25 protein-coding genes are annotated in these 21,310 nt (G+C 58.7%); 18 read left to right on the top strand and 7 right to left on the bottom strand.

All coding sequences use genetic code 11. The annotated features are described in order from the left end of the window. Positions 1-295: 295 nt before the first annotated feature. Both WBL42_RS00300 and hemA read left to right on the top strand, forming a co-directional pair. A complete protein-coding gene (locus WBL42_RS00300; protein WP_424719265.1) occupies positions 296-922 on the top strand; it encodes a precorrin-2 dehydrogenase/sirohydrochlorin ferrochelatase family protein in 627 nt (208 codons plus the stop codon). Further along, the gene (gene hemA / locus WBL42_RS00295) at positions 915-2,189 is read left to right on the top strand and encodes a glutamyl-tRNA reductase (RefSeq protein WP_424719264.1); all 1,275 of its coding nucleotides are present in this window, start codon (positions 915-917) and stop codon (positions 2,187-2,189) included. Before WBL42_RS00300 ends, hemA begins: the two co-directional genes overlap by 8 nt. 109 nt (positions 2,190-2,298) lie before the next feature. On the opposite strand, the gene WBL42_RS00290 is transcribed toward hemA, so the two are convergent. The 3 genes from WBL42_RS00290 to WBL42_RS00280 all read right to left on the bottom strand — a co-directional run bounded on the left by WBL42_RS00290 (position 2,299) and on the right by WBL42_RS00280 (position 4,040). Beyond that, complete coding sequence (locus tag WBL42_RS00290) at positions 2,299-2,898, bottom strand: NAD(P)H-dependent oxidoreductase (RefSeq protein ID WP_424719263.1); 600 nt, start codon at positions 2,896-2,898, stop codon at positions 2,299-2,301. Positions 2,899-2,966: 68 nt separating this feature from the next. Continuing rightward, complete coding sequence (locus tag WBL42_RS00285) at positions 2,967-3,647, bottom strand: hypothetical protein (protein WP_424719262.1); 681 nt, start codon at positions 3,645-3,647, stop codon at positions 2,967-2,969. Positions 3,648-3,752: 105 nt separating this feature from the next. After that, complete coding sequence (locus WBL42_RS00280) at positions 3,753-4,040, bottom strand: DUF2769 domain-containing protein (protein ID WP_424719261.1); 288 nt, start codon at positions 4,038-4,040, stop codon at positions 3,753-3,755. Between the two features lie 56 nt (positions 4,041-4,096). Here WBL42_RS00280 and WBL42_RS00275 point away from each other — a divergent pair, with 56 nt between their 5' ends. After that, on the top strand, positions 4,097-4,873 hold the full coding sequence (locus WBL42_RS00275) for a flavodoxin family protein (RefSeq protein ID WP_424719260.1): 777 nt from the start codon (positions 4,097-4,099) through the stop codon (positions 4,871-4,873). Here WBL42_RS00275 and WBL42_RS00270 read toward each other — a convergent pair. Then, complete coding sequence (locus WBL42_RS00270; RefSeq protein ID WP_424719259.1) at positions 4,845-5,354, bottom strand: type IV pilin; 510 nt, start codon at positions 5,352-5,354, stop codon at positions 4,845-4,847. The genes WBL42_RS00275 and WBL42_RS00270 overlap by 29 nt on opposite strands. A 242-nt stretch (positions 5,355-5,596) precedes the next feature. On the opposite strand from WBL42_RS00270, the gene hemB reads away from it, so the two are divergent. The 5 genes from hemB to WBL42_RS00245 are packed head-to-tail and all read left to right on the top strand — an operon-like array spanning position 5,597 to position 9,906. Then, positions 5,597-6,577 carry a porphobilinogen synthase gene (hemB, locus tag WBL42_RS00265; RefSeq protein WP_424719266.1) on the top strand — a complete coding sequence of 327 codons (981 nt, stop codon included), beginning with the start codon at positions 5,597-5,599 and terminating at the stop codon, positions 6,575-6,577. Then, a complete protein-coding gene (gene hemL, locus WBL42_RS00260) occupies positions 6,567-7,817 on the top strand; it encodes a glutamate-1-semialdehyde 2,1-aminomutase (RefSeq protein WP_424719258.1) in 1,251 nt (416 codons plus the stop codon). The genes hemB and hemL overlap by 11 nt, the downstream gene beginning before the upstream one ends. Continuing rightward, positions 7,808-8,698, top strand: a complete 891-nt coding sequence (gene hemC, locus WBL42_RS00255; RefSeq protein ID WP_424719257.1) for a hydroxymethylbilane synthase — start codon at positions 7,808-7,810, stop codon at positions 8,696-8,698. The genes hemL and hemC overlap by 10 nt, the downstream gene beginning before the upstream one ends. Further along, a complete protein-coding gene (cobA, locus tag WBL42_RS00250; RefSeq protein ID WP_424719256.1) occupies positions 8,688-9,455 on the top strand; it encodes a uroporphyrinogen-III C-methyltransferase in 768 nt (255 codons plus the stop codon). Before hemC ends, cobA begins: the two co-directional genes overlap by 11 nt. 10 nt (positions 9,456-9,465) lie before the next feature. Beyond that, positions 9,466-9,906 (top strand): phosphate-starvation-inducible PsiE family protein, encoded by a 441-nt coding sequence (locus WBL42_RS00245; protein WP_424719255.1) that lies wholly within the window; start codon positions 9,466-9,468, stop codon positions 9,904-9,906. Positions 9,907-10,171: 265 nt separating this feature from the next. Here the strand turns inward: WBL42_RS00245 and WBL42_RS00240 are convergent, their stop codons facing one another. Next, the gene (locus WBL42_RS00240) at positions 10,172-11,398 is read right to left on the bottom strand and encodes an NAD(P)/FAD-dependent oxidoreductase (RefSeq protein WP_424719254.1); all 1,227 of its coding nucleotides are present in this window, start codon (positions 11,396-11,398) and stop codon (positions 10,172-10,174) included. Here WBL42_RS00240 and WBL42_RS00235 point away from each other — a divergent pair. Next, positions 11,388-11,696: a hypothetical protein gene (locus WBL42_RS00235; protein ID WP_424719253.1), complete on the top strand. Its 309-nt coding sequence runs from the start codon at positions 11,388-11,390 to the stop codon at positions 11,694-11,696. The genes WBL42_RS00240 and WBL42_RS00235 overlap by 11 nt on opposite strands. A gap of 123 nt (positions 11,697-11,819) precedes the next feature. Here WBL42_RS00235 and WBL42_RS00230 read toward each other — a convergent pair whose 3' ends face one another. Continuing rightward, on the bottom strand, positions 11,820-12,104 hold the full coding sequence (locus tag WBL42_RS00230; protein WP_424719252.1) for a DUF1922 domain-containing protein: 285 nt from the start codon (positions 12,102-12,104) through the stop codon (positions 11,820-11,822). A gap of 207 nt (positions 12,105-12,311) precedes the next feature. Here WBL42_RS00230 and WBL42_RS00225 point away from each other — a divergent pair, with 207 nt between their 5' ends. Next, positions 12,312-13,061, top strand: a complete 750-nt coding sequence (locus WBL42_RS00225) for a coenzyme F420-0:L-glutamate ligase (RefSeq protein WP_424719251.1) — start codon at positions 12,312-12,314, stop codon at positions 13,059-13,061. A 30-nt stretch (positions 13,062-13,091) separates the two neighbouring features. Here WBL42_RS00225 and WBL42_RS00220 read toward each other — a convergent pair whose 3' ends face one another. Then, a complete protein-coding gene (locus WBL42_RS00220; RefSeq protein WP_424719250.1) occupies positions 13,092-13,256 on the bottom strand; it encodes a preprotein translocase subunit Sec61beta in 165 nt (54 codons plus the stop codon). A 45-nt stretch (positions 13,257-13,301) separates the two neighbouring features. On the opposite strand from WBL42_RS00220, the gene WBL42_RS00215 reads away from it, so the two are divergent. From WBL42_RS00215 to WBL42_RS00180, 8 genes are all read left to right on the top strand, one after another. Next, positions 13,302-14,351, top strand: a complete 1,050-nt coding sequence (locus WBL42_RS00215) for an amidohydrolase family protein (protein WP_424719249.1) — start codon at positions 13,302-13,304, stop codon at positions 14,349-14,351. A 29-nt stretch (positions 14,352-14,380) separates the two neighbouring features. Beyond that, positions 14,381-14,809, top strand: coding sequence for a universal stress protein (locus WBL42_RS00210; protein WP_424719248.1), 429 nt, complete (start codon positions 14,381-14,383; stop codon positions 14,807-14,809). A 5-nt stretch (positions 14,810-14,814) separates the two neighbouring features. Next, a complete protein-coding gene (locus tag WBL42_RS00205) occupies positions 14,815-15,663 on the top strand; it encodes a CBS domain-containing protein (protein ID WP_424719247.1) in 849 nt (282 codons plus the stop codon). 85 nt (positions 15,664-15,748) lie between these two features. Then, complete coding sequence (gene psmB, locus WBL42_RS00200) at positions 15,749-16,351, top strand: archaeal proteasome endopeptidase complex subunit beta (protein WP_424719246.1); 603 nt, start codon at positions 15,749-15,751, stop codon at positions 16,349-16,351. 61 nt (positions 16,352-16,412) lie between these two features. After that, positions 16,413-18,332, top strand: coding sequence for a beta-CASP ribonuclease aCPSF1 (locus tag WBL42_RS00195; RefSeq protein ID WP_424719245.1), 1,920 nt, complete (start codon positions 16,413-16,415; stop codon positions 18,330-18,332). A gap of 10 nt (positions 18,333-18,342) precedes the next feature. Then, positions 18,343-19,413 (top strand): MFS transporter, encoded by a 1,071-nt coding sequence (locus WBL42_RS00190; protein ID WP_424719244.1) that lies wholly within the window; start codon positions 18,343-18,345, stop codon positions 19,411-19,413. Positions 19,414-20,448: 1,035 nt separating this feature from the next. Next, positions 20,449-20,898, top strand: coding sequence for a PadR family transcriptional regulator (locus WBL42_RS00185; RefSeq protein ID WP_424719243.1), 450 nt, complete (start codon positions 20,449-20,451; stop codon positions 20,896-20,898). 73 nt (positions 20,899-20,971) lie between these two features. Continuing rightward, a partial coding sequence (locus tag WBL42_RS00180) for a class I SAM-dependent methyltransferase (RefSeq protein ID WP_424719242.1) occupies positions 20,972-21,310 on the top strand: 339 nt, incomplete at its 3' end.

The raw sequence follows: 21,310 nt of genomic DNA, 5'->3' as shown, positions 1-21,310 counted from the left end.
GCAACGCCTAGTGATAACCACTACACTATCGGCGCAGTGTGCTCTACAATGTGGGAATTCAAACGATTTAAGCATATCGAACAGTCAGGGATGCAGTACGTATCCCTTCCGCCATTATAGCGTGCCGGAATTTCTCCGGTACTACAGCGGGCATGTGCTGCGGCAGTCCCTGGTCCCGGCCTTCCGGATCCGGTAGCCCGGGAGAACCTTTGGTCCTTCTCTTTGTCGGGGTTTTGATGACCCTCCCGGATATTCCAGAATCTTAAAGTAACGATATCACCCTATCTACTAACAGATGATCCCTCTCTTTGTGGACTGTTCCGGCAGGCGCATCGTGATCTTCGGAGGGGGAGAAGTGGCCGCACGGAAGGCTGCCTGTTTTTCCGGCAAGGCCGATGTGCTTGTCGTAAGCCGGTCGTTTGTCCCGGCCTTTGACGGTATGGGTGTGAAACGCCAGGAACTCGAGCTCGGGACGGTGACAGGCCGCCAGCTTGCACCGCTTCTCTCGGGAGCCTTCCTCGTCATTGCCGCCCTCTCCGATCCCGCAATCAACAACCGGATTGGGAAGGCGTGCAAAGCGATAGGAATCCTGTTCAACAACGCGGACGGCAAGCCAGGCGACGTGATCCTTCCCGCGGTTACCGGCGGGGAGAATTACACGATCGCGATCAGCACCCGGGGGGCGAGCCCGGCGATCTCCCGGTTCATACGCGAGCATATTGAGGAGGACTTCCCGGCGCTGGATGAGATGATCGGGCTCCAGGCCCGGCTGCGGGAGGCGCTCAAGGAACGTGAGCCCGACCAGGCCCGGCGGACTGCCATCCTCTGGGACGTGCTGGAGGATCATGCGGTTTGGGAAGCGCTGCTGGATGATCCCGGCCGGGCCTGGGACGAGGTACGGGGGAGGTACCTGCATGCATGAGCCGCTCGTGCCTTTGGCGATTGCCGGGGTCAGCCACCACACGGCAAACGTGACCACCATCGAATCGTTCCGGTTCGCGGGCGAAGAAGAATTCCTGGCCGCGGCACGGGAACGCTTTGCCGGCGTCCTCCTCCTCCAGACCTGCAACCGGGTGGAAGTGGTGGTCGAGGGAGACCAGGCTTCCCTCCGCGACTTCCTTGACGGGAACGGGCGGAAGGACTATTTCATCCACGACGGGACCGGGGCCCTGCGCCACCTCTTCGCCCTTGCATCCGGTATCGATTCGATGATCGTGGGGGAAGACCAGATCCTCGGCCAGCTCCGGAAAGCGCTGACGGATGCACAGGAATCCGGCACGGCCAGCAGCTTCCTTGAGACCTGTGTCAACAAGGCGATCCACGTCGGGATCGAGGTACGGCGCCGCACGCTGATCAACCGGGGTGCAGTCTCGATCGGGTCCGCCGCTGTCCAGCTGGCCGAAACCGAGATCGGGACGCTTGCCGGCAGGCATATCCTTGTCGTAGGCAGCGGCGAGATGGGGCTCCTTGTCGCCCAGGCACTTGCAGCAAAAAACCTCACTGCCATGTACGTGGCGAACCGCACGTACGGCCGGGCGGAGATCCTTGCAAACAAGATCGGGGGGAAGGCCGTGCGGATGGCAGACCTGTACCATTACATCACCCTCTCGGACGTGGTGATCTCCTGTACCTCCGCCCCGCACCCGGTCATCCACCGGCAGGACCTGGCCCGGGCGATGAAGGACCGGTGCTGGCCTGTGGAAGGCCACCCCCGCCCGCTGCTCCTCATCGACATTGCCCAGCCCCGTGACGTGGAAGACGGCGCAGGAAGCATTGACGGTGTCCGGCTCTTCACGATCGATGATCTCCGCACGGTCAACGAGCAGACCATGAGCACCCGCAAGGCAGAAGCTGACCGGGCCCACGGGTTTGTCGAGGCCGAGCTTGCCATCTTTCTCCGGCACCTCAACCGGAAAAATGCGGACGAACTGCTCGGTGCGCTCCACACCTGGGCAGAGACCGTGCGGGTACGGGAACGGGAGCGGGCCCTTGCACGGCTGGGCACGGCCGATGATAAGACCGCCGCCATTATCGATGATCTCACCCGGGTCCTCGCCCGGAAACTGCTCACCGATGCAACGTTCTCCGTCCGCTCAAGTGCCGAAGAGGGGGATATGCCCGCTGCACATGCCCTGGTAAAGGCCCTGACCACGGGAGAGCCTCTCCGGGATACCCGGCGGCAGGAATAACTGCAACCGTATCGGATATGCCGGTTTTTAATACGGATTTTTCCGGATATCCTGCATTCCCGGATAAACGGTTCTGCCGGGCCGTTACCGGAACCTGTGACGGGAAAAATTAAAAAAATACCTCTTCCCGGGGCAGGCGCCACTTGGGAGGAGGGGTATCAGCGGCATATCCGACTGCGCAGAGCACAACCGGGACGTATTCTTCCGGCAGGAACAGGACTTCTGCAAAGGCCGCCGGGTCAAAGCCACCCATCGGGCAGGAGTCCATACCGAGCGATTTGGCCCCGTTCACCGCGTTTGCAAGGGCAATGTGGATCTGTTCCCGGGCAAAGGACATGCGCTGCTCCGGGTTCATGGACGCGACATAGCCCTTCATCATCGCCTCAAACTGGCGGACGATCTCAGGGGGCATACCACCCGTTCGCATCCCGCCTAAAACCTTGTCTACCAGCGGCTCAAGTTCCGTGTTGGCGCAGAAGACCATCAGGTGAGAGCAGCTGGTGATCTGGGGCTGATCGTTTGCATGCGGGCGGAGGTTTGCCTTGATCTTGCTTGCAGTGACCACTTTGATCTTCCAGGGCTGCAGGTTGAAGGCCGATGGCGAATAGCGGATGATGTCAAGGAGGGCAAAGAGTTTCGGTTCCTCGATCATCCTCCCGTCGAACTGTTTTGTCGCATATCGCTGCATGACAACATCTTTGAATTCCATTCTTCTTCTCCGGTTGAGTACCCTGATCAGTTCTGATTGGGTGCCAACAATAAAAAGGGTGAGCCCGGTCAGGGGATCCTGGCGGCTGCATTCCGGGCGAGTCCGGTTACCGTCGCTGCATCTGCACCAGGCCCGGTCACCCGTATCACTTCCAGTATCCCGTCACTGGCGAAATATACCTCGGCCACATCCTGCTTGAACTCGGTATGCAGGGACCCCCCGGATACGAGACTGCTGGAGAAAGGACTGCCCGCATCATCCGGTTTGATTACCATGCCCGAATGTGCCTTGCCCACGTAACCCCCGCTCGTATCGCCAATTCCCGGGGCCGCAATTTCAGTAAACGTGATGTCTTTATCGGACTGCTCCTGCCTGCTGATAACGCCGATAATACCGGGGATATTGCTCTTTGGATACAACGTAATGGTCTGCACGATACCGGAAGTATTCAGGAACCCTCCGGTACTGTTGGTATACCCGACAACCCAGCCTTCCTGCCAGCCAAGGCTGATGGCGAGGCTCCCCACTTCTGAACTGTTCTTTGCCCGGCTCTCCGTGAGCACGTACCCTGCCGGGATATCCTCCGGGGTCAGGGCAAGGGACGAAAGCGGGACGGAGAGCACAGCAGAATCCCGGGTAACGGGAGAAGACAGGCCGGGTGAGGCGGAGGGGATTGTGGACGTGCAGGCCGCACCTGCCAGTGCAGCGCAGACCAGCAGGACAGAGGCGAGGAACAGGGAGACCTTCATAGTACATGGTCGTCCCGGCCGGTATAAAAAAATGGTTATCTGTATGCAGCAACGGAATTTCTGCTGGCGTGAGGGGCACATCCCTTTCCCCGCAGAGAGGTGCTGCTATACCTGCTCCTCTGCGGATCCGCGGATACAGCAATACGCCTTCCTGAGGCTGCGGGCCTTCCATACCGGGCATACGGGGCAGGAGCAGCCTTTCATGCCGAACGTGCAGTCGCCGGTCTTTCCGGTAATACAGAACAGCAGGCCGCCCTCAGCCCGCATGCACTCGTTGTAGCTCGGACACGGCCCGCATATGCATCTCTTACGATCCTCTGCAATTACAGGGTCCTCTGCAATGACCGCCTGAAGGTTCTCTCCCGTATTGTTCCCCCCTGATTCCACCTGCATCCTAAGGGCCTGCGGATCAATAAGTAGATTATCGCGTGCTCCATCATAATTAAATCATGCCAGCGCCACTTGTCGGAAGGAAGTTCGGGATCAACATCGTCCCGATCCCGGACCGGAGCGTCTGTCGCGAGATCCGGGTGCTCGGCATCTCGGGATCGAGCCGCCAGCAGCCGGAGATGAGCAAATCAGAGCGCCTGCTCGATACGGCACTTGAGCAGTACAGGACATTCGGGTGCCAGACCGATTTCATCCGTCTCAAGGATTGCCGGATTTATGAATGTGAAGGTAACTATTCCGAGAACCCGTATTACTGCACCTACCCCTGCCAGAGCTCCATCAAGTACCCTGATGACCAGATGCAGCGCGTGTACGATGCGGTGCTCTCCTGCGATATCCTGATCCTCGCAACACCGATCCGGTGGAACAACCACTCCGCGCTCATCCAGAAATTTGTCGAGCGCATGAACTGTATCGAGAACCAGTACTCGTGGTTCGGGAACCGGCTGATCGCTGACAAAGTAGCCGGCCTGATCATCATCGGCCATGTGGACGGGATCCAGCATGTGGCCGGCAACCTGCTGAATTTCCTCTCATGGGTCGGCTTCCATATCCCGGAGGATGCGATCGCGTCATGGGTCGGGGAAAATGACGAGGACACGACCAAGGACTGGGGCCAGATCGAAAACAACAGGTATACGCAGGAAGATCTCCGGAACCTGGTGGCAAGCGCCCTCCGGCTTGCCTGCGCCCTCAAGCGGCATGCTGCTGAAGAGCGGGGGGGGCAGGTGAGCCCGGGTCCCGCCATCAGAAGGGACCGAGCCGGGCGATCGTGACGCCTGCAGCCTGGTCAACGATCACGACATACGCTGAAGGCACGGTCGTTTCCGGAGAAATGTCCTGGTCGGGGTGAATGGATGCCCCGGTGTCGGACAGGAAATAGCCGGCCTGAGCGTGATACAGGTAAATCGTGTCTCCCGGCCCAAAACGCATCGATCGTGTGGAAGGGGAGATGCGGACTTCCACCATTGCCGATGGCAGCTGGACAAAAATGGCAATCTGATGTGCGTTTCCCGTGCCCGGGGAGGTATTCAGGCTGAGTACATCCCCTCCCCGGTGCTGGATGCGGACCACCATCTTCCCGTCAATATAGACCGTTTCTGCCGCCGGGCTGAAGTAGCCGCCCTTCTCCGGGACCTTCACCGTCCCAAACAGCACCGCTGCGACAATCCCCGTCAGCATCACCACCAGCAGGAGGATGAGCATGACGGAGAAGACCCCGGAAAAACCGGACCGTGGCCCCTGAATGAGCGGCATGATATTCACTATAACCACGGGAAAGATAAAAAACAGGCAGGAAGTATCCTGTTGGCGCTCTCCGGCTTAATGACGGCCCGTTGTTCAGTGGCTCTGCTCCTGTTGTAGCGACGGTCTGCCCGGCCCGTGAAGATCTTCCACTATACAGTACGGCCTGTACAATACTGTAACCATAAATACGATGGATTTAAAAAAATGTATTCAACCAACCGGTCAGTAAACCGGAGGTGCCAAGGATCTGTATGTTTCCCGAACGACGTATGAGGAGGGCACGGTCACGGAATATCCAGCCGCTCCTGCGGGAGATCCGGCTCTCCCGTAATGATCTGGTCGCCCCGCTGTTTGTGGACGAACTCATCACCGTCCCCCGTCCCATCGAGGCAATGCCCGGCCAGTTCCGGTATCCCGTAAGTGGGATAGGTGACGTGGCAGCCGGGCTCTGGAAGAAAGGGATCCGGGCGGTCCTGCTCTTTGGGATCCCAAAGGACAAGGATCCGGAAGGCAGTTCAGCGTTTGACCCTGACGGGGTAGTACAGCAGGTTGTGAGGCGGGTGAAGGCCGAAGTGCCGGGCATGGTCGTCATCACGGACGTCTGTGCATGCGAGTATACCGATCACGGCCACTGCGGCATTGTGGGCGAGACCCGTTGCGGTCCTGACCTGCTCAACGACGAGTCGCTGCTCCTGATGAACAGGATTGCACTCAGCCATGCGGCGAGCGGGGCCGACATTGTTGCACCGTCCTGCATGCTGGACGGGATGGTCAGGTCCATCCGCACGGCGCTGGATGATGAGGGGTTCGAGGAAGTCCTGATCATGTCCTACTCCACCAAGTTCTCTTCGGCACTCTACGGCCCGTTCCGGGAGGCGGCAGACTCGGGCTTCTCGTTCGGTGACCGGACCACGTACCAGGTCCATCCCGGCAACAGCCGCGAAGCCTTTCTCGAATCCCAGCTGGATGTTGATGAAGGTGCGGACATCCTGATGGTGAAACCGGCGGGGTTTTACCTCGACGTGCTTGCGGAGATCGCAACGCTCGGGCTGCCGGTGGCCGCGTACCAGGTGAGCGGCGAGTACTCGATGATCAAGAGCGCGGCTGCCAACGGGTGGCTGAAAGAGAAGGAGACCGTGCTTGAGAGCCTCACCTGCATCAAGCGTGCCGGTGCCGACCTGATCATCACCTATTTTGCTGGCGACGTTGCCGGGTGGCTCGATGACGCATAAGTCTAGCAGCGAGCTGTTTAACGTGGCAAAGACCCTGATGCCGGGCGGTGTCAGCAGCCCGGTACGGGCGATCAAACCATACCCGTTCTATACCGCATCCGCCTCCGGGGCACACCTGGCCACGGTCGACGGGACAACGCTCATCGACTGCTGTATGGCCTATGGCCCGCTGATCCTCGGCCATGCGCACCCGTTGATCCGGGCTGCCATTACGACCCAGCTGGAGAGCGGGTGGCTCTACGGCACCCCGTCTCCCCTGGAGCCGGAATTCGCACGACTGGTCACGCGGGACCACCCCGGCATGGATATGGTCCGGTTCGTCTCGAGCGGCTCGGAAGCAACGATGGCGGCAATCCGGCTTGCCCGCGGCTTCACCGGGAAAAAGGATATCGTGAAGATCGAAGGCGGGTTCCACGGTGCACATGATGCTGTGCTTGTCAAGGCCGGTTCCGGTGCCACCACGATGGGCGTCCCGGACTCTGCGGGGGTTCTTGCGGACCTGGTGGCCCACACCCGGCAGGTGCCCTATAATGATCCTGAGGCACTGGATTCCCTGCTCTCTGCCCATACCGATGTCGCAGCATTCATCATCGAACCCGTGCCCGGCAACATCGGGCCGGTCCTGCCAAAGGACAACTACCTCCGGGAGATCCGGGAGATCACAAAAGCCCATGAAGTACTCCTGATCTTTGACGAGGTGATCACCGGATACCGGGTCGGGATCGGCGGGGCACAGGTGAAGTACGGCGTGAAGCCGGATCTCACTACGCTTGGCAAGATCATTGGCGGAGGTCTCCCCATCGGCGCCTTTGGCGGGCGCAGGGAGATCATGGAACTGGTGGCACCGCAGGGGCCGGTGTACCAGGCCGGGACCTTTTCCGGAAACCCGCTCTCACTGACAGCCGGCATCGCCACCCTGGAGTATCTCCACGATCATGCCCCGGTGTACCGCGAGCTCGACGGGAAAACCCGGGCGCTTGAAGAGGCACTCGGCAGCAAAGCCGGCGGCTCGTTCGTCCGGCTCGGCTCGATGTTCAAGTATTTCTTCCGGGATACGCCCCCGAAGGATTACCGGGAGGTGAAGGAATGCGACACTGTCGCTTTTGGCACGTTCTGGCAGGGAATGTTCAGGGCCGGCATCTTCCTTCCCCCGTCGCAGTTTGAGACAAATTTCCTTTCCGCAGCGCATACCGACCAGGACCTTGCCGCACTGGCACAGGCGTACACACAATGTCGATAAAAATCGGGACACGGGGAAGCAAGCTCGCCCTTGCGCAGACCGAGACCGTGATAAAAAAACTCACTGCTCTCGGGATAGGGACAGAGAAAGTGATCATCACCACACAGGGCGATACCTCGACCCAGGTGCCCCTGCACGAGATTGGCGGGCAGGGCGTCTTTGTGAGGGCGCTCGATGATGCGATCCTTGCCGGCGGGATCGACTGTGCGGTGCACAGCATGAAGGACATACCTGCCTACCGGCCAAGCGGCCTTTTTACCGCAGCGATCCTGAAACGGGATTCCCCCGCAGATTACCTCGCCCATAATGGATCGCTCTCCACCGTACGCGTCATCGGGACCTCGAGTACCCGCAGGCGCGCCCAGCTTCTCCGCCATGACCCGGATATCCGGATCAAGGATCTCCGGGGCAACGTGGATACCCGGATCCGGAAGATGGGGTCAGGCGAGTACGATGCGATCGTCCTTGCGGAAGCAGGCCTGACCAGGCTCGGCATCCGCATCCCGGGCGAACGGTTCCCCCCGGAGAAGTTCGTCCCGTCGCCCAACCAGGGGGCCGTGGCGGTGGTCAGCCGGGCGGATCCCTCGCTGATGGAGGTGCTCTCAGCGCTCGACCACCCGCAGACCCGGACCGACGTGCTTATCGAGAGGGCCGTGATGGAGCAGCTGGGCGGCGGGTGCTTTACGCCCCTCGGTATTTACTGCCGGGCCGGCCATCTCATTGCAGAAGTGCTCTCGCTTGACGGCCAGCGGGCCGAGCGGATCGAAGTGGATGTCAGGACCATCGAACAGGCCCGCGAAGAGGGTAAAAAACTCCGGGCAAAAGCCGGGGACCTCATAGAAGAGGCATACAGGCAACTGGGGATTACGCATGACAGGTAAAACAACAGGCAAAGTCTATCTGGTAGGATCGGGGCCCGGCGGCGAAGGGCTGCTCTCGCAGCGGGGCCGGGCGATCATCGATACGGCAGAAGTCGTGCTCTTCGACCAGCTGCCCGGTGAGGATATCCTTGCTTCTCTGCCGGGATCGGCCGAGAAGATCGACTGCGGAAAGTTTGGCGGGAAACATAATCTCGAACAGGACGAGATCGAGGCGCTGATGGTGGACCGGGCAAAGAACGGGAAGATCGTGGTCCGGCTCAAGGGTGGCGACCCGTTCCTTTTCGGCCGGGGCGGCGAGGAACTCGAGACCGTGCGGGCCGCCGGGATCCCGGTGGAGATGGTACCGGGGATTTCCAGCGCCCTTGCCGTCCCCGCCTCGGTCGGTATCCCGCTCACGCACCGGAAGTACGCTTCCCAGGTCACGATCCTTACCGGCAACGAGGACCCGACAAAGCCCGGGCCCGCACTCGACTGGGAGCTCCTCGCACGGAGCCAGGGGACCATCGTCATCCTTATGGGTGTTGCGAACCTTGGGAAGATTGCAGCGGTTCTCATGAAGCACGGAAAAGATCCGCAGACCCCGGTCGCGATCATCGAGCGAGGCCTGCGGAAGGACCGGCGGGTGACTGCCGGTACCCTTACAACGATCACCGGTGCAGCAAAGAAAGCGGGTGTGAAACCACCGGCCGTGATCGTGATCGGCGATGTCGTGAACCTGTATGACCCGGCCCTGCCGGACCTGATCCCTTTCGGATAAGGAGCACAAAATGGATATGCCGGAATTTGTTAACAAGTTTGAGAAGTTTTTCTACGGTGCGCTCATCGTATTGCTGATGATCGTCCTTGTCTTTGCCCTGGGCGAACTCGTCTGGGATATTATCATTGCAGTCGCCAATCCTCCGGTAGGGCTCCTCCAGAACGCCGCGCTGGTTGAAGTACTTGGTACCTTCCTGCTGGTGCTGATCGCAATTGAGCTGCTCGATACGATGATGGAATACTTCCGGGAGAATGCGATCCATGTCGAGATCGTGGTACTCCTTGCCATCATCGCGATTGCCCGGAAAGTGATCCTGCTCGATCCATCGCAGACAAACGGTATCGAGCTGATCGGTATCGGCGTTGTGATCATCGGCCTTGCCGGGGCCTATTATATGATCAGGAAGGCCGGGATCACATTCGGGCCAAAGGGCCTGCACAAGAACGAATGATATGCGGCTGATGCGAATACATAGCAATTAGCAATTTTTTTTATTTTTTGTGTCTGTTTTGTGTCTGAATTGAAGGGATCTCATATTATCTGATCTCTTATTGTGATGAACGGGCCGCCACCGACAGGGCGCCCCGCGGCGGATCAGTAACTAAAAGCAAATATGAAACCACCCTGCCCCGGAGTGGCCCTGAGGCGGGGAGACATTTTTCCCAAAGACCGGTAAGGATCATGGGAATCAGGATTTCTTCAGTTTTCCCCTTACCCTACCTGCCTGGTGCTTCCGCTCTCTTGCCGATCCCCATCGCCGCACAGTGCCCGGTCGAGAACGCGGCCTGGAGATTATAGCCGCCGGTGTCGCCGTCGATATCGAGCACCTCCCCGGCAAAAAAAAGACCCGGCACGAGTTTCGATTCCATGGTCTTTGGGTTCACCTGCTCCAGTGCAACGCCCCCCCGTGTTGCCATCGCGACCGCAAAGTCCCCGAGTCTTTCGACCGGGAAAGGAAACTCCGTGCAGTTTGTCACCAGTGCGGCTCGCATCTCTCCGGAGAACTGGGAGCCCTTCAGTTCTTCCGGGATCCCTGAGAGCTGCAGCAGTTTCCGGTTCAGCCGCTCCGGGATCGGGTACTTTGCCAAGATCGTACTCACCTGCCAGCCCGTGTTTTCTGCGGCACGCTTCGCGAGATCCGCGGCAAACTCTTCACGCCTCATCGTCCCAACGAACGAGAGCCTGACCAGATCGCCGGGCCGGATCGCACGCGAGGCATCGAGGATACCCGGGCCGGAGAGCCCGAGGTGGGTGAAGAGCACGTCGCCGGTATGGTCGCCAACCTTCTTCCCGTCACGCCAGACCGTAAACCGCGTCCCTTCGAACGAGATGCCGGCAAGACCTGCAAACAGGAACGGGCGGACCAGCAGCGGGGCAAGCGCCGGTGCAATCTCCGTCACCGGCTGGCCGAGAGCGGCAGCAAGCCGGTACCCGTCACCGGCAGACCCGGTCTTCGGGTACGACGCGCCCCCGGTAGTGATGACAAGGTTCGTGGCGCAGTGCGTGCCTTTTTCCGATGTGATCGTGAACCCCGCACCGCCTTTTGCGATCCCGGTGACCGGCTCCCCGCACCGGATCTCCACCCCCCGTCTCCCGCATTCCTGTATGAGGAGCCGGAGCACGTCGGCCGATGACCGGGTCTCCGGAAAGACCTTGCCGTTCTCTTCAGTCACCATCGCAAGCCCGCGATCCGTAAAGAACCGGATCAGTGCCTGGTTTGAATATCCCATAAGGGCAGGCTTCAGGAACCGGCCGTGGCTGCCGTAATGGGTAACAAAACCCGTAATCTCCCCCGCGTGGGTGATATTGCACTGCCCGGACCCGGCAAGCAAGAGTTTTCTCCCCGGCTCCGCGTTCTTCTCGAACAGCACGATCCGGCGGCCCGGGCCTGCAGCATGAATCGCGCAGAACAGGCCGGCAGGCCCGGTGCCGATGATGGCCACATCAGATTCTGCGATCGCGATCCCTCACAGGTACATCGCTATGCATTCTCTTACATATATCGCCAGGCAAGCCTCATCCGTAATCCGATCTGCCGGACCTGTACGGAAGAGGAAAACCGGGATGGCGATGTTCTGTTTCCCGATCTTTATTGGTGCTGCTGATATCACACCGGCCGTCGGTCCTGCGCTGATCGGGAGCACGGTCGTTGCGTTCCTGGTATTCACCCTGCTCTGCATAGCCGGTGTCGTTGCATCGTCTATCAGGGGTTCCACCCGTGCCCCGGCTGCGGGGACGTGATCCCGGGGAAATCCGGGCCGGGGGAAGACCAGGAACACTATCACCGGGCAACCGGGAAAGTCAGCCGTGATGACGTGATGAACCGCTAAAATCAGGATCCTGTTAAAAACGATATTCCGTGTTTTAATGCACGGAGTTATGCTTTCTCGTGCGCAGGTGGGTGGTATAATGGTGCCGGAGTTCTTCCTTCTCTTCCGGTGAAAAATCTTTTTTCCGTGTTTCCTGCAGGTGCTTTTCCATCTGCCTGACGATATGCTCGGCCTCGTGGTGGTCCTCGACTTCGAGATACGTTGGCGCCTTTGCCACCTCATACGCATGCCCGCAGAACGGGCAGAGCTTCCATTTCTGGAACCGGTCCACGTACGTGAAGGTTTTGCATCCTCCCGGGCACCGGATGATGAGGTACATGATATCTGGGTGTTGGGTGCAGGTCTCATAAAAAGATATCGGCGACACGTCCCCGCGAGTGCCGGGACTCAACCGCCGGTCCGTTCCGGTTCCGGTCACCCGGCACGCCCCGGGAGTACATTATACCACGGGAGTCCTGCCGGCGCAAACATTGCCAGAGCAATCCGAAATCCCTATATCGCACGTTCATCTCATAGAGATGTACATATGAAACCGATCCAGGTAATGGGAGTGCAGGGTCTTCCGCTGATCCAGGCTGGCGACGACATTGCCGCAATGATCTGCGAGAACACGCCGCTTCACGAGGGGGACGTGCTCTGCATAGCCTCGACAATCTACTCAAAATCGAAAGGTTATACCAAACCCCTGCTGGCAATTACCCCTTCGGAGCGGGCGGTCCGGCTCGGGAACCTGAACGGCGAGGATCCCCGGTTCGTCCAGGCGGTTCTCGATGCCTCGACCGATATCATCATGGAGCACCCGTTCATCCTCTCAGAACTCTCTTTCGGCCATATCGGTGTCAGGGCAGGTGTGGACCAGAGCAATATCGAGGACGGCATGGTGATCTTCCTCCCGCCGGATCCCATGAAAGCAGCGGACGATTTGCGGGATGAGATAAAAACGATCACCGGCAAAGACGTGGGAACGATCATCACCGATACCTGCGGCCGGTCATTCCGCAGGGGCCAGACCGGTAACGCGATCGGCTGGAGCGGCATGGTGGCGATCCGGGATTTCCGGGGCGATACGGATCTCTTCGGCCACGTGCTCAAGATCACGGAAGAAGCGGTCGTGGACGAGATCGCCGGGTTTGCCAACTTCGTTATGGGTGAGAGCAACAACGGCGTCCCGGCGGTCATCTTCCGCAACTGCCCGGCCTGGGCCGGCCACGACAGCCTTTATTTCCGGAGTGAGGAGGATATCACAAAACGCGTGCTGAAAAAAGAGTGGTCATAACTCCGGGTCTCATACCCTCCAAAAGGAGAGTTATCCGGGAAATGCAATCCTTGCAGCCATGACGATGATGCCAATCGCGGCTGCAACGATCATCACAGTGATGGGGCTGATGTGCACTGCCCGGCGGTCCTCGCTCTCATAATAATTGACGAGTCCTGCTGATGATAGTAATCTTCCACCTTGCTTCTTTGCCATGCAAATATATTTCATTTTTCGATATATAAAAGAGAGATACGCGTCATGGGAAAAGGACCGCTGATCATATCCGGAACTGCACTGCTGGGTGAGGAGCTCGCGCTCTCTCCCGTTGATATTATTATCGAAGGTGGGAGGATTACGGCAATCGAGGATAATCCCCGTGCGCCCGGGAACTGGATCTGCCCGGCATTCTTCAATGCGCACACGCACCTTGGCGATACGATTGCCATGGACTGCGGTTGCGGGGGAGATCTCGCTGCACTGGTTACCCCCCCGGATGGCCTGAAGCACCGCCTGCTTGCCGCCGCCCCACGGGCGGATCTCGTTGCCGGTATGCGGGGGAGCATACGGGGTATGATGGCCGGAGGGACCGCGGGCTGTGCTGATTTCCGGGAAGGCGGTCGTGACGGTGTCACCGCATTGCAGGAAGCCTGCCGGGGGCTGAAATTCCATACCGCTATATTCGGCCGTGAAGGGGGCGAGCAGATCGCAGGCGGACTTGGGATCAGCAGCACCCGTGATGTCCCGGATGTCGAGCGGGCCGTGACAGCAGCGCGGACAGCCGGCAAACTGATCGCGTTCCATGCCGGGGAGAGGGATGCAGGAGATGTCGATGCGGCGCTGTCGTTCGACCCGGACCTGATCATCCATGCGACCTTTGCCACAAAGAGACAGCTGCGGTTCTGTGCGGAGCAGGAGATCCCTATCGCGGTCTGCCCCCGTTCCAACTGGATCCTCGGCGTCACGGCATCGTCCCGTCATCCCCCCATCAGGATGATGGAGGAACTCGGCTGTACGGTTTATCTCGGTACTGACAATGCCATGTTCGTCCCGCCCGACATGCCCGGCGAGATGGCGTTTGTCTCCACGGTATACAAACCCGATCCGACCCGTCTTCTCCGCTCCGCGGTGGCAGGGTCGGCCATGCGGGGGTCCCCGTTTTTTATCCGGGAAGGTGCGCTGGCAAACCTGTTTTGCATGGCACCCGGAAAAACCGGGCTTGATTTCAGCCGCGATCCGGTTGCGTCCATCACAAAACGGGCTTCTTTTGCCACTATCGGCACAAGAGTTTTTAATTCGGAAACCCAATAAAACAGGCATGTTTGTTTTGGGTGATTCCGGTGAATGCTAACATCCTCGTAGCTCTCGATGGTTCGGAAGCTGGTCGGCGTGCCCTGGAATGGGCGCTCGATCTGGCCAGGACGGGAAATGCGAAGCTCCATGCTACCTATGTCGTGGAGACAGGTCTCTTCTCTTCGCTTCCCGCAGATAATACCGTTGAACTGATGTACTCTGTTCTCAAGAAAGAGGGGGAATCTGTTCTTGAGAAGGCAAAGACCGAGGCAGCTGCAAAAGGTGTCACCCTCACCACCCACCTTAAATACGGTCATGCCGGAAGCGAAGTGATTTCCCTTGCTGAAAAGGTCAAGGCAGACCTGATCGTAGTCGGTTCCCATGGCAAGAGCCAGACTGACCGGCTGCTCATTGGGAGCGTCAGCACGTTTGTGGTCACCCACAGCAAGGTTTCCACCATGGTGGTGAGATCATAACAGAAATGATTGTCAGAGACTACATGACAACCGACGTTGTCAACGTCGAGATCCCGGGCAACCGGGACGATGTCCTGAAGATCCTCAAGCGTACAGGAATTTCCGGCGTACCGGTAATCAAGAACAAGAAGATCGTCGGCATCATCACCCGGAAGGATCTCCTGCGGAAACCCGAGGAGACCCAGCTCGGGCTCCTGATGACTTCAAAACCGATTGTCATTGAGCCCGATATGGACATCCGTGAAGCGGCGGGCATGCTCATCTCCCGCCGGATCCGCAGGCTTCCAGTCGTGGAGGACGGCCACCTGATCGGGCTCCTCTCGGTCGCAGATGTTGTGGCGGCTCTTGCCCAGCTCAAGATCAAGGATGAGATCAAGGACAAATACACGAGCAAGTCCTTTGCCCTCTGGGAGGAGACGCCCCTGCCGGTTGTCGGCCGGGTCATGGAGATCTCCGGTGTCGATGCAATTCCGATCCTCGATGCCGAGAACAAGCTCCAGGGCATCATCTCCGAGCGTGACCTCATCCGGAACTCCAGCATAGAGGATAGCGTCGGGGTCTCCGATTTCTCCAACGGGACTGATGACGACGAATGGACCTGGGAGAGCATCCGGGACAATCACACGATCAGCTTCGGTATCTCCAAGGTGCAGCTCCCGAACCGTCCGGTAAAACTCGCCATGGTCAGGAACGTAGTTGCCGTGCCGCAGAATGCAGAAGTGAGCGAATGCGCCCTGAAGATGCGGCGGGCCCGCGTGGACCAGCTACCGGTCGTGAACGGCGACAAGAAACTGGTAGCCATGCTCTATGACCGCGAACTGATCCGTGCGCTGTGCAGCGATGGTTCAGAATAAAAACCTTTAAGTTTCCTCATATCATCTAATACTTTATAGCGCTTTTAACATATTTTAGGCGTTAATTTGTTTTTGGGGTGTCAATATGCCTGAACAGGTACAGGAGTCCATGAAGGGAACAACCACCCTCGGCATTGTTTTTGCCGGTGGCGTGATTCTCGCAACCGAGAAACGGGCGACCATGGGCTACATGATCGCCAGCAAGAAAGCCAAGAAAGTATACCAGGTCGCAGACCGGATCGGCATGACCACGGCCGGCGGGGTTGGGGATGCACAGCAGCTCGCCCGCATCCTTACCGTGGAATGCAACCTTTACCAGATCCGCAGGTCACGCCCGATCACGGTTGGGGCAACAGCGACGCTGCTCTCGAATTACCTGAACCAGAACCGGTATTTCCCGTACTATGTCCAGTTGCTTGTCGGAGGTGTCGACGAGAAAGGCTCGAGTGTCTACTCTGTTGATGCAATGGGCGGTGCGACCAGGGAAGAGGAGATCGTTGCCACCGGCTCCGGTTCCCCTATGGCCTATGGTGTACTGGAAGACCGGTTCCGGCCGAACATGACCGAGGACGAGGCGATCGAGATTGCAGTCCGTGGCCTGAAATCGGCAATGAAACGCGATGCGGGTTCCGGCGAAGGGATCCACGTTGTGGTGATAACAAAAGACAAGTATCAGGAGCTCAGCTAAGATGCCATTAAACCGTATCTTGCCAAGACCTCGATATAACTTTTTTTAGGACGACTTTTTTATGCAGATTGAAGAACGGCTCAAGGAGCTCAAAGATAAGATTAACGAGAAGGTGCCCCGCGGCATCTCGGTAACGCAGGTTGAATTCGAAGGCCCGGAACTGGTCATCTACACGGACGACCCGAAACGGTTTGCCGATGAGGCGGACCTGATCAAGATCCTTGCCCGGGACCTGCGCAAGCGCATTGTTGTGCGGCCCACGATCCTGGAGGATCCGGAGAAGGCCTACAACGATATCAAGGCAGTAGTCCCCGAGACCGCAGGTATCACGGATATCTTCTTCGACGCCGACACCGGGGAAGTGCTGATCGAGGCCGAGAAGCCCGGTGTCGTGATCGGCAAGAACGGTGCCACGCTCCGTGAGATCACCAAGGCGATCGGGTGGACTCCGAAGGTTGTCCGCACACCCCCGATCGAGAGCACGACAGTCAAGCAGGTACGGCAGTATCTCCGGTCCGTCAACGAAGAACGGAAACAATTCCTCCGCACGATCGGCCGTCGTATCCACCGCGACCTTCCCGGCAGGGATGAAGCCGGCAAGGATGCGACCCGGAAAGACAACTGGATCCGGGTCACGATGCTCGGCTGCTGCCGCGAAGTCGGCCGGGCCGCGTTTCTGCTCTCCACACCGAACAGCAAGGTACTGATCGACTGCGGGGAAAAACCGGACAACCAGAACGGGACTCCCTACCTGTATGTCCCCGAGATCCACCCGCTCGCCGGGCTCGATGCAGTTGTTCTTACCCACGCCCATCTCGACCACTGTGCACTCATCCCCCTGCTCTATAAGTACGGGTACGAAGGCCCGGTCTACTCGACCCCCCCGACCCGCGATCTCTCCGCTATGCTCCAGCTCGATTACCTGGACGTGATCCACAAGGAAGACCGGAAGGTCCCCTACTCCTCAAACGAGGTCAAGACCTACATCCGTCACTCGATCACGCTCAACTACGGGAGCGTCACGGATATTGCGCCGGATATCAAGCTCACCTTTCACAACGCCGGCCATATCCTCGGTTCTGCGATCGCCCACTTCCATATAGGGGACGGCATGTACAACATCGCATTCACCGGCGATTTCAACTACAGCAAGAGCCGCCTCTTTAACCCGGCGATCAACCAGTTCCCGCGACTCGAGGCGCTCTTCATGGAGAGCACCTACGGCGGCAGCAACGATTTCCAGCAGCCACGGTCCGATGCCGAGGCCCGGCTCTACGAGACGATCAACACGGTCCTCCAGCGTGGCGGGAAAGTGATCATCCCGGCGTTCTCGGTCGGCCGTTCGCAGGAAGTCATGCTTGCACTCGAAGAAGGCATGCGCCTCGACAAGATCCCGAAAGTGAAGATCTATCTCGACGGCATGATCCGGGAAGCGACTGCCATCCACACCACGTATCCGGAATACCTGAACACTGAGCTCCGGAACCTGATCTTCCGGGAAGGCATGAACCCCTTCCTTGCCGAGTGCTTCCAGCAGGTGGACAGCCAGGAGCTGCGAGAGAAAGTGATTGCAGGCGACCCCTGTGTCATCATCTCCACGAGCGGCATGCTCAACGGCGGCCCGGTTATGGAATATCTCCTGAACCTTGCGGATGATCCAAAGAACGCTCTTGTCTTTGTCGGGTACCAGGCTGACGGCACTTACGGACGCCGCATCCAGAAAGGCTGGCGGGAAGTACCGATGGGTCGGAAAGGGACGATCACCATCAATCTCGAGATTGTTACAGTCGACGGCTTCTCGGGGCACTCCGACCGCAGGCAGCTGATGAACTATGTCGGCCAGATCTCGCCACGGCCCGAGAAAATCTTCTGCATCCACGGGGACGAGAACAACACCATCGATCTTGCGAGTTCCATCTACAAGCGGTACCATATCGAGACCCATTCCCCCATGAACCTCGAGACGTACCGCATGGTCTGATGCGATTCCCATGCGATCGCAGCTCACCCTTTTTTTAGGAATCTTTTCCATCATGGCATTATCGAACGCCATCGTCCCGGTCCTCCCCGCGTACGCGACCGGCTCTGCGTGGTCGGGCGCGATCTACTCCGCGTACTTCCTCGGCGCTGTCCTGAGTACGCTCCCGTCCGGGATCCTCTCGGACCGGTTCGGCCGGGTCCATATGGTGCGGGCCGGCTTCATACTCACGATCGCGAGCGGCATCCTCCTTGCGATGACCACGGCCGAAGTCCCGGCCCTCGCGGCCCGGCTCATCGAGGGGATCGGCGCCGGGATGTTCGTAGCCCCGGCACTGTCCGTGGTCAATGCTTGGGAAGACCACAGGAAGATGAGCGGCTACTTCATGGCACTCCTCAACGCCGGGCTCGTCATCGGCCTCGTCGGCCCCGGCCTCCTCGCCTCCGCGACCGGCCGGCCGGCCGCCGGGATCGTCCTCTTCACCCTGCTCGCGATCGTCCCGGCCGGTGCGAGCCTCTTCCTCCGGGAACCGCCGGCATCCCCCGCGACTCACAGCGATCTCCCGGCCTTCATCGCGCTCGTGAAGGAGTACCGGTGGATCTGGTATTCGTCCATCGTGCTTGTCGGGATCACCGGCGTCGTCACCTCCCTGTACCCGAAGTTCACCGGGGCATCGCCCAACCTCCTCGGCCTCTGGATCGCGGGGATGAGCATCGCCACGATCCTCGCGGTGCTCGTGATCTCCCGGTTCCCCATCAACGAGATCCTCGCGATCCGGATCTCCGCGATCCTGATGATGGCCGGCGTCGCCGTCTCGTACGTCTCCCCGGCCGGGTTTCTCGTGCTCGGGGCCGTGGCCGGCATCGTGGTGATCGCCCAGATGGCGTTCCTCGCACGCGTCCACGAACACCAGGGGACCGTGATGGGGCTCTTCACCACGATGAGCTACGTCGGGATGGCGCTGCTGCCTTTCATCGCCGGGATTGTTGCTGATGCGGCCGGGTTTTTTGTTGCGTTTTGCGTGACGGCCTTGGCGGCGGTGACGGTGGCGGTGGTGGTGAGGAAAACATTTGCAACCGGATAGGGAGGGGGAGAGAGACCCTGGGGAATATACCTTCCCCTCACCATGATTCTCCGTCGGAGACCATCTCCCCGTATCGGACGTTCACCCTGGTCAGGGGTACTAATTCCCGAATACGGGGGACAAATTCCCGGATTTTTCTCATTTTTACGTCGGAGAAATGAGGAGCGCTAATAGACGCTTTTGGCTGGCCGATCGTTCCGGAAACGGGTCTTGGCATGTGAAAAGGGTAAAAACCCCCTTCTTCGCGATCGGGTACACGTCGGATATGCGGGATTCTCCGTCGGAGAAAATGAGCTTTTGGATAGATCTGTCCGGTCAGGGACTCCATGAAAGACATACGCTCATCTTATTGACATTCTCCGTCGGAGCACCAATCCCGGGAATACTGATGCAGCCTCCCGGGAGACAGTAATTCCCGGAAATGCAGCGGTAATTCATCATGTTCAGCACATTTTCACGCCGGAGAACGACCAGCAGTATTTAGCAGCATCCCAGAGGCCGATCTCCCCTCAAAACGGGTTTTGCTGTCTCTCCGCCCTGACCGGCGGCCGGAGGGGTGCCGTACCCCGTTACCGGGGTGATCGGATTTCACGTCGGAGAATGACAGGGTATTCAGCTGAACTCCTGTATCCGATATCCCCGCAACACAGGTTTTTTGGCGTTTGAGGGCGTTATTGCCCGGGGATTCGTATTTTCTCGGCAGTGAATGGAGAATTGTGATGATCTGCCGGACCCCATGTTCATGCAAAAACTCCAGGAGTTTTGCTCATAACAGGGGGGTGTCGGATCCGAAATGGAGCTCTCTGCGGGATCCGATTGGAAATTTTTGGGAAACGGGGCCCGTTGCGTGCCCGGATTCGGAAGGTTGTAAACTCCGGAAATGAGGGGTTCGGACAATGCTTGTTCAGACGTGGAATGTGGGCAGTTTTGGTGAAAAATTCTGGTGGCTTTCATGGTAGAGACCCACGCAGTTTTACTGGCCATGGGGGGAGAGACCCACGCGGTTTTGGGGGCTTTGCCGGCGGACGGGAACGCATGTTCGATGCAGGAGACGTCAAGCTTGTGGTCCTCAAACTCCTCTCGGAACAGCCGAGTTACGGATATCAGCTCATCAAGACCATGGAGCAGCGCCTTGCCGGAGGATATGCGCCAAGTCCCGGCGTGATTTATCCTACCCTGACGATGCTGGAGGAAGAGGGGCTTGCCACGGTATCTTCAGAGGGCAGCAAGAAGGTTTATTCGGTAACCCCGGAAGGATTAGAATACCTTCAGACTAATGATGTACGCGTTAAGGAGTTATTTGACCGTCTCGAAGAAGCGGGAAGGGGCTTCCAGCAGGGACGATCTCCGGAAATAATGAAGGCCTTCAAAAATCTGCACGGCGCAGTGATGGCACGAATGTTGCGGGGGAACGCAACACCGGAACAGATCAGCAAAATCGCAGAAGCTATGAATGCCGCAGCGAAGACCATCGATGAGCTCTGAATTTCCAGTGCAGTCTCCGGGGGTTACTTGATCAGCCGGAGAATATCATCACAACTACACAGGAGAATCACTGATGCAGGATCTGCCATCATCATTCCGTGACGGATTTACCAGAGTATATGACAGCGCCGCACCGTGGGATATCGGCAGACCCAAAGCACCGTTTATCGCGATTGCGGACCGCATCACTGGTCCCATTCTCGATTCAGGGTGCGGTACGGGGGATACGACCCTGTATTTCGCCGCCAGGGGCTGCGAGGCCACCGGTATCGACTTCGTAGAGGAGGCGATCCGCCGGGCAAAAACGAAGGCTGAAGAACGCGGCCTGTCAGTGGAATTCCTGGTAAAGGATGCCATGACTCTTGCCGGATGGGACCGGCGCTTTATGAGCGTTATCGACAGCGGTCTGTTC

Origin of the sequence: Methanoregula sp., assembly GCF_049686655.1 — an archaeon.
Classification (GTDB): domain Archaea; phylum Halobacteriota; class Methanomicrobia; order Methanomicrobiales; family Methanospirillaceae; genus Methanoregula.
This window is presented reverse-complemented; position numbering and strand designations above follow the sequence as displayed.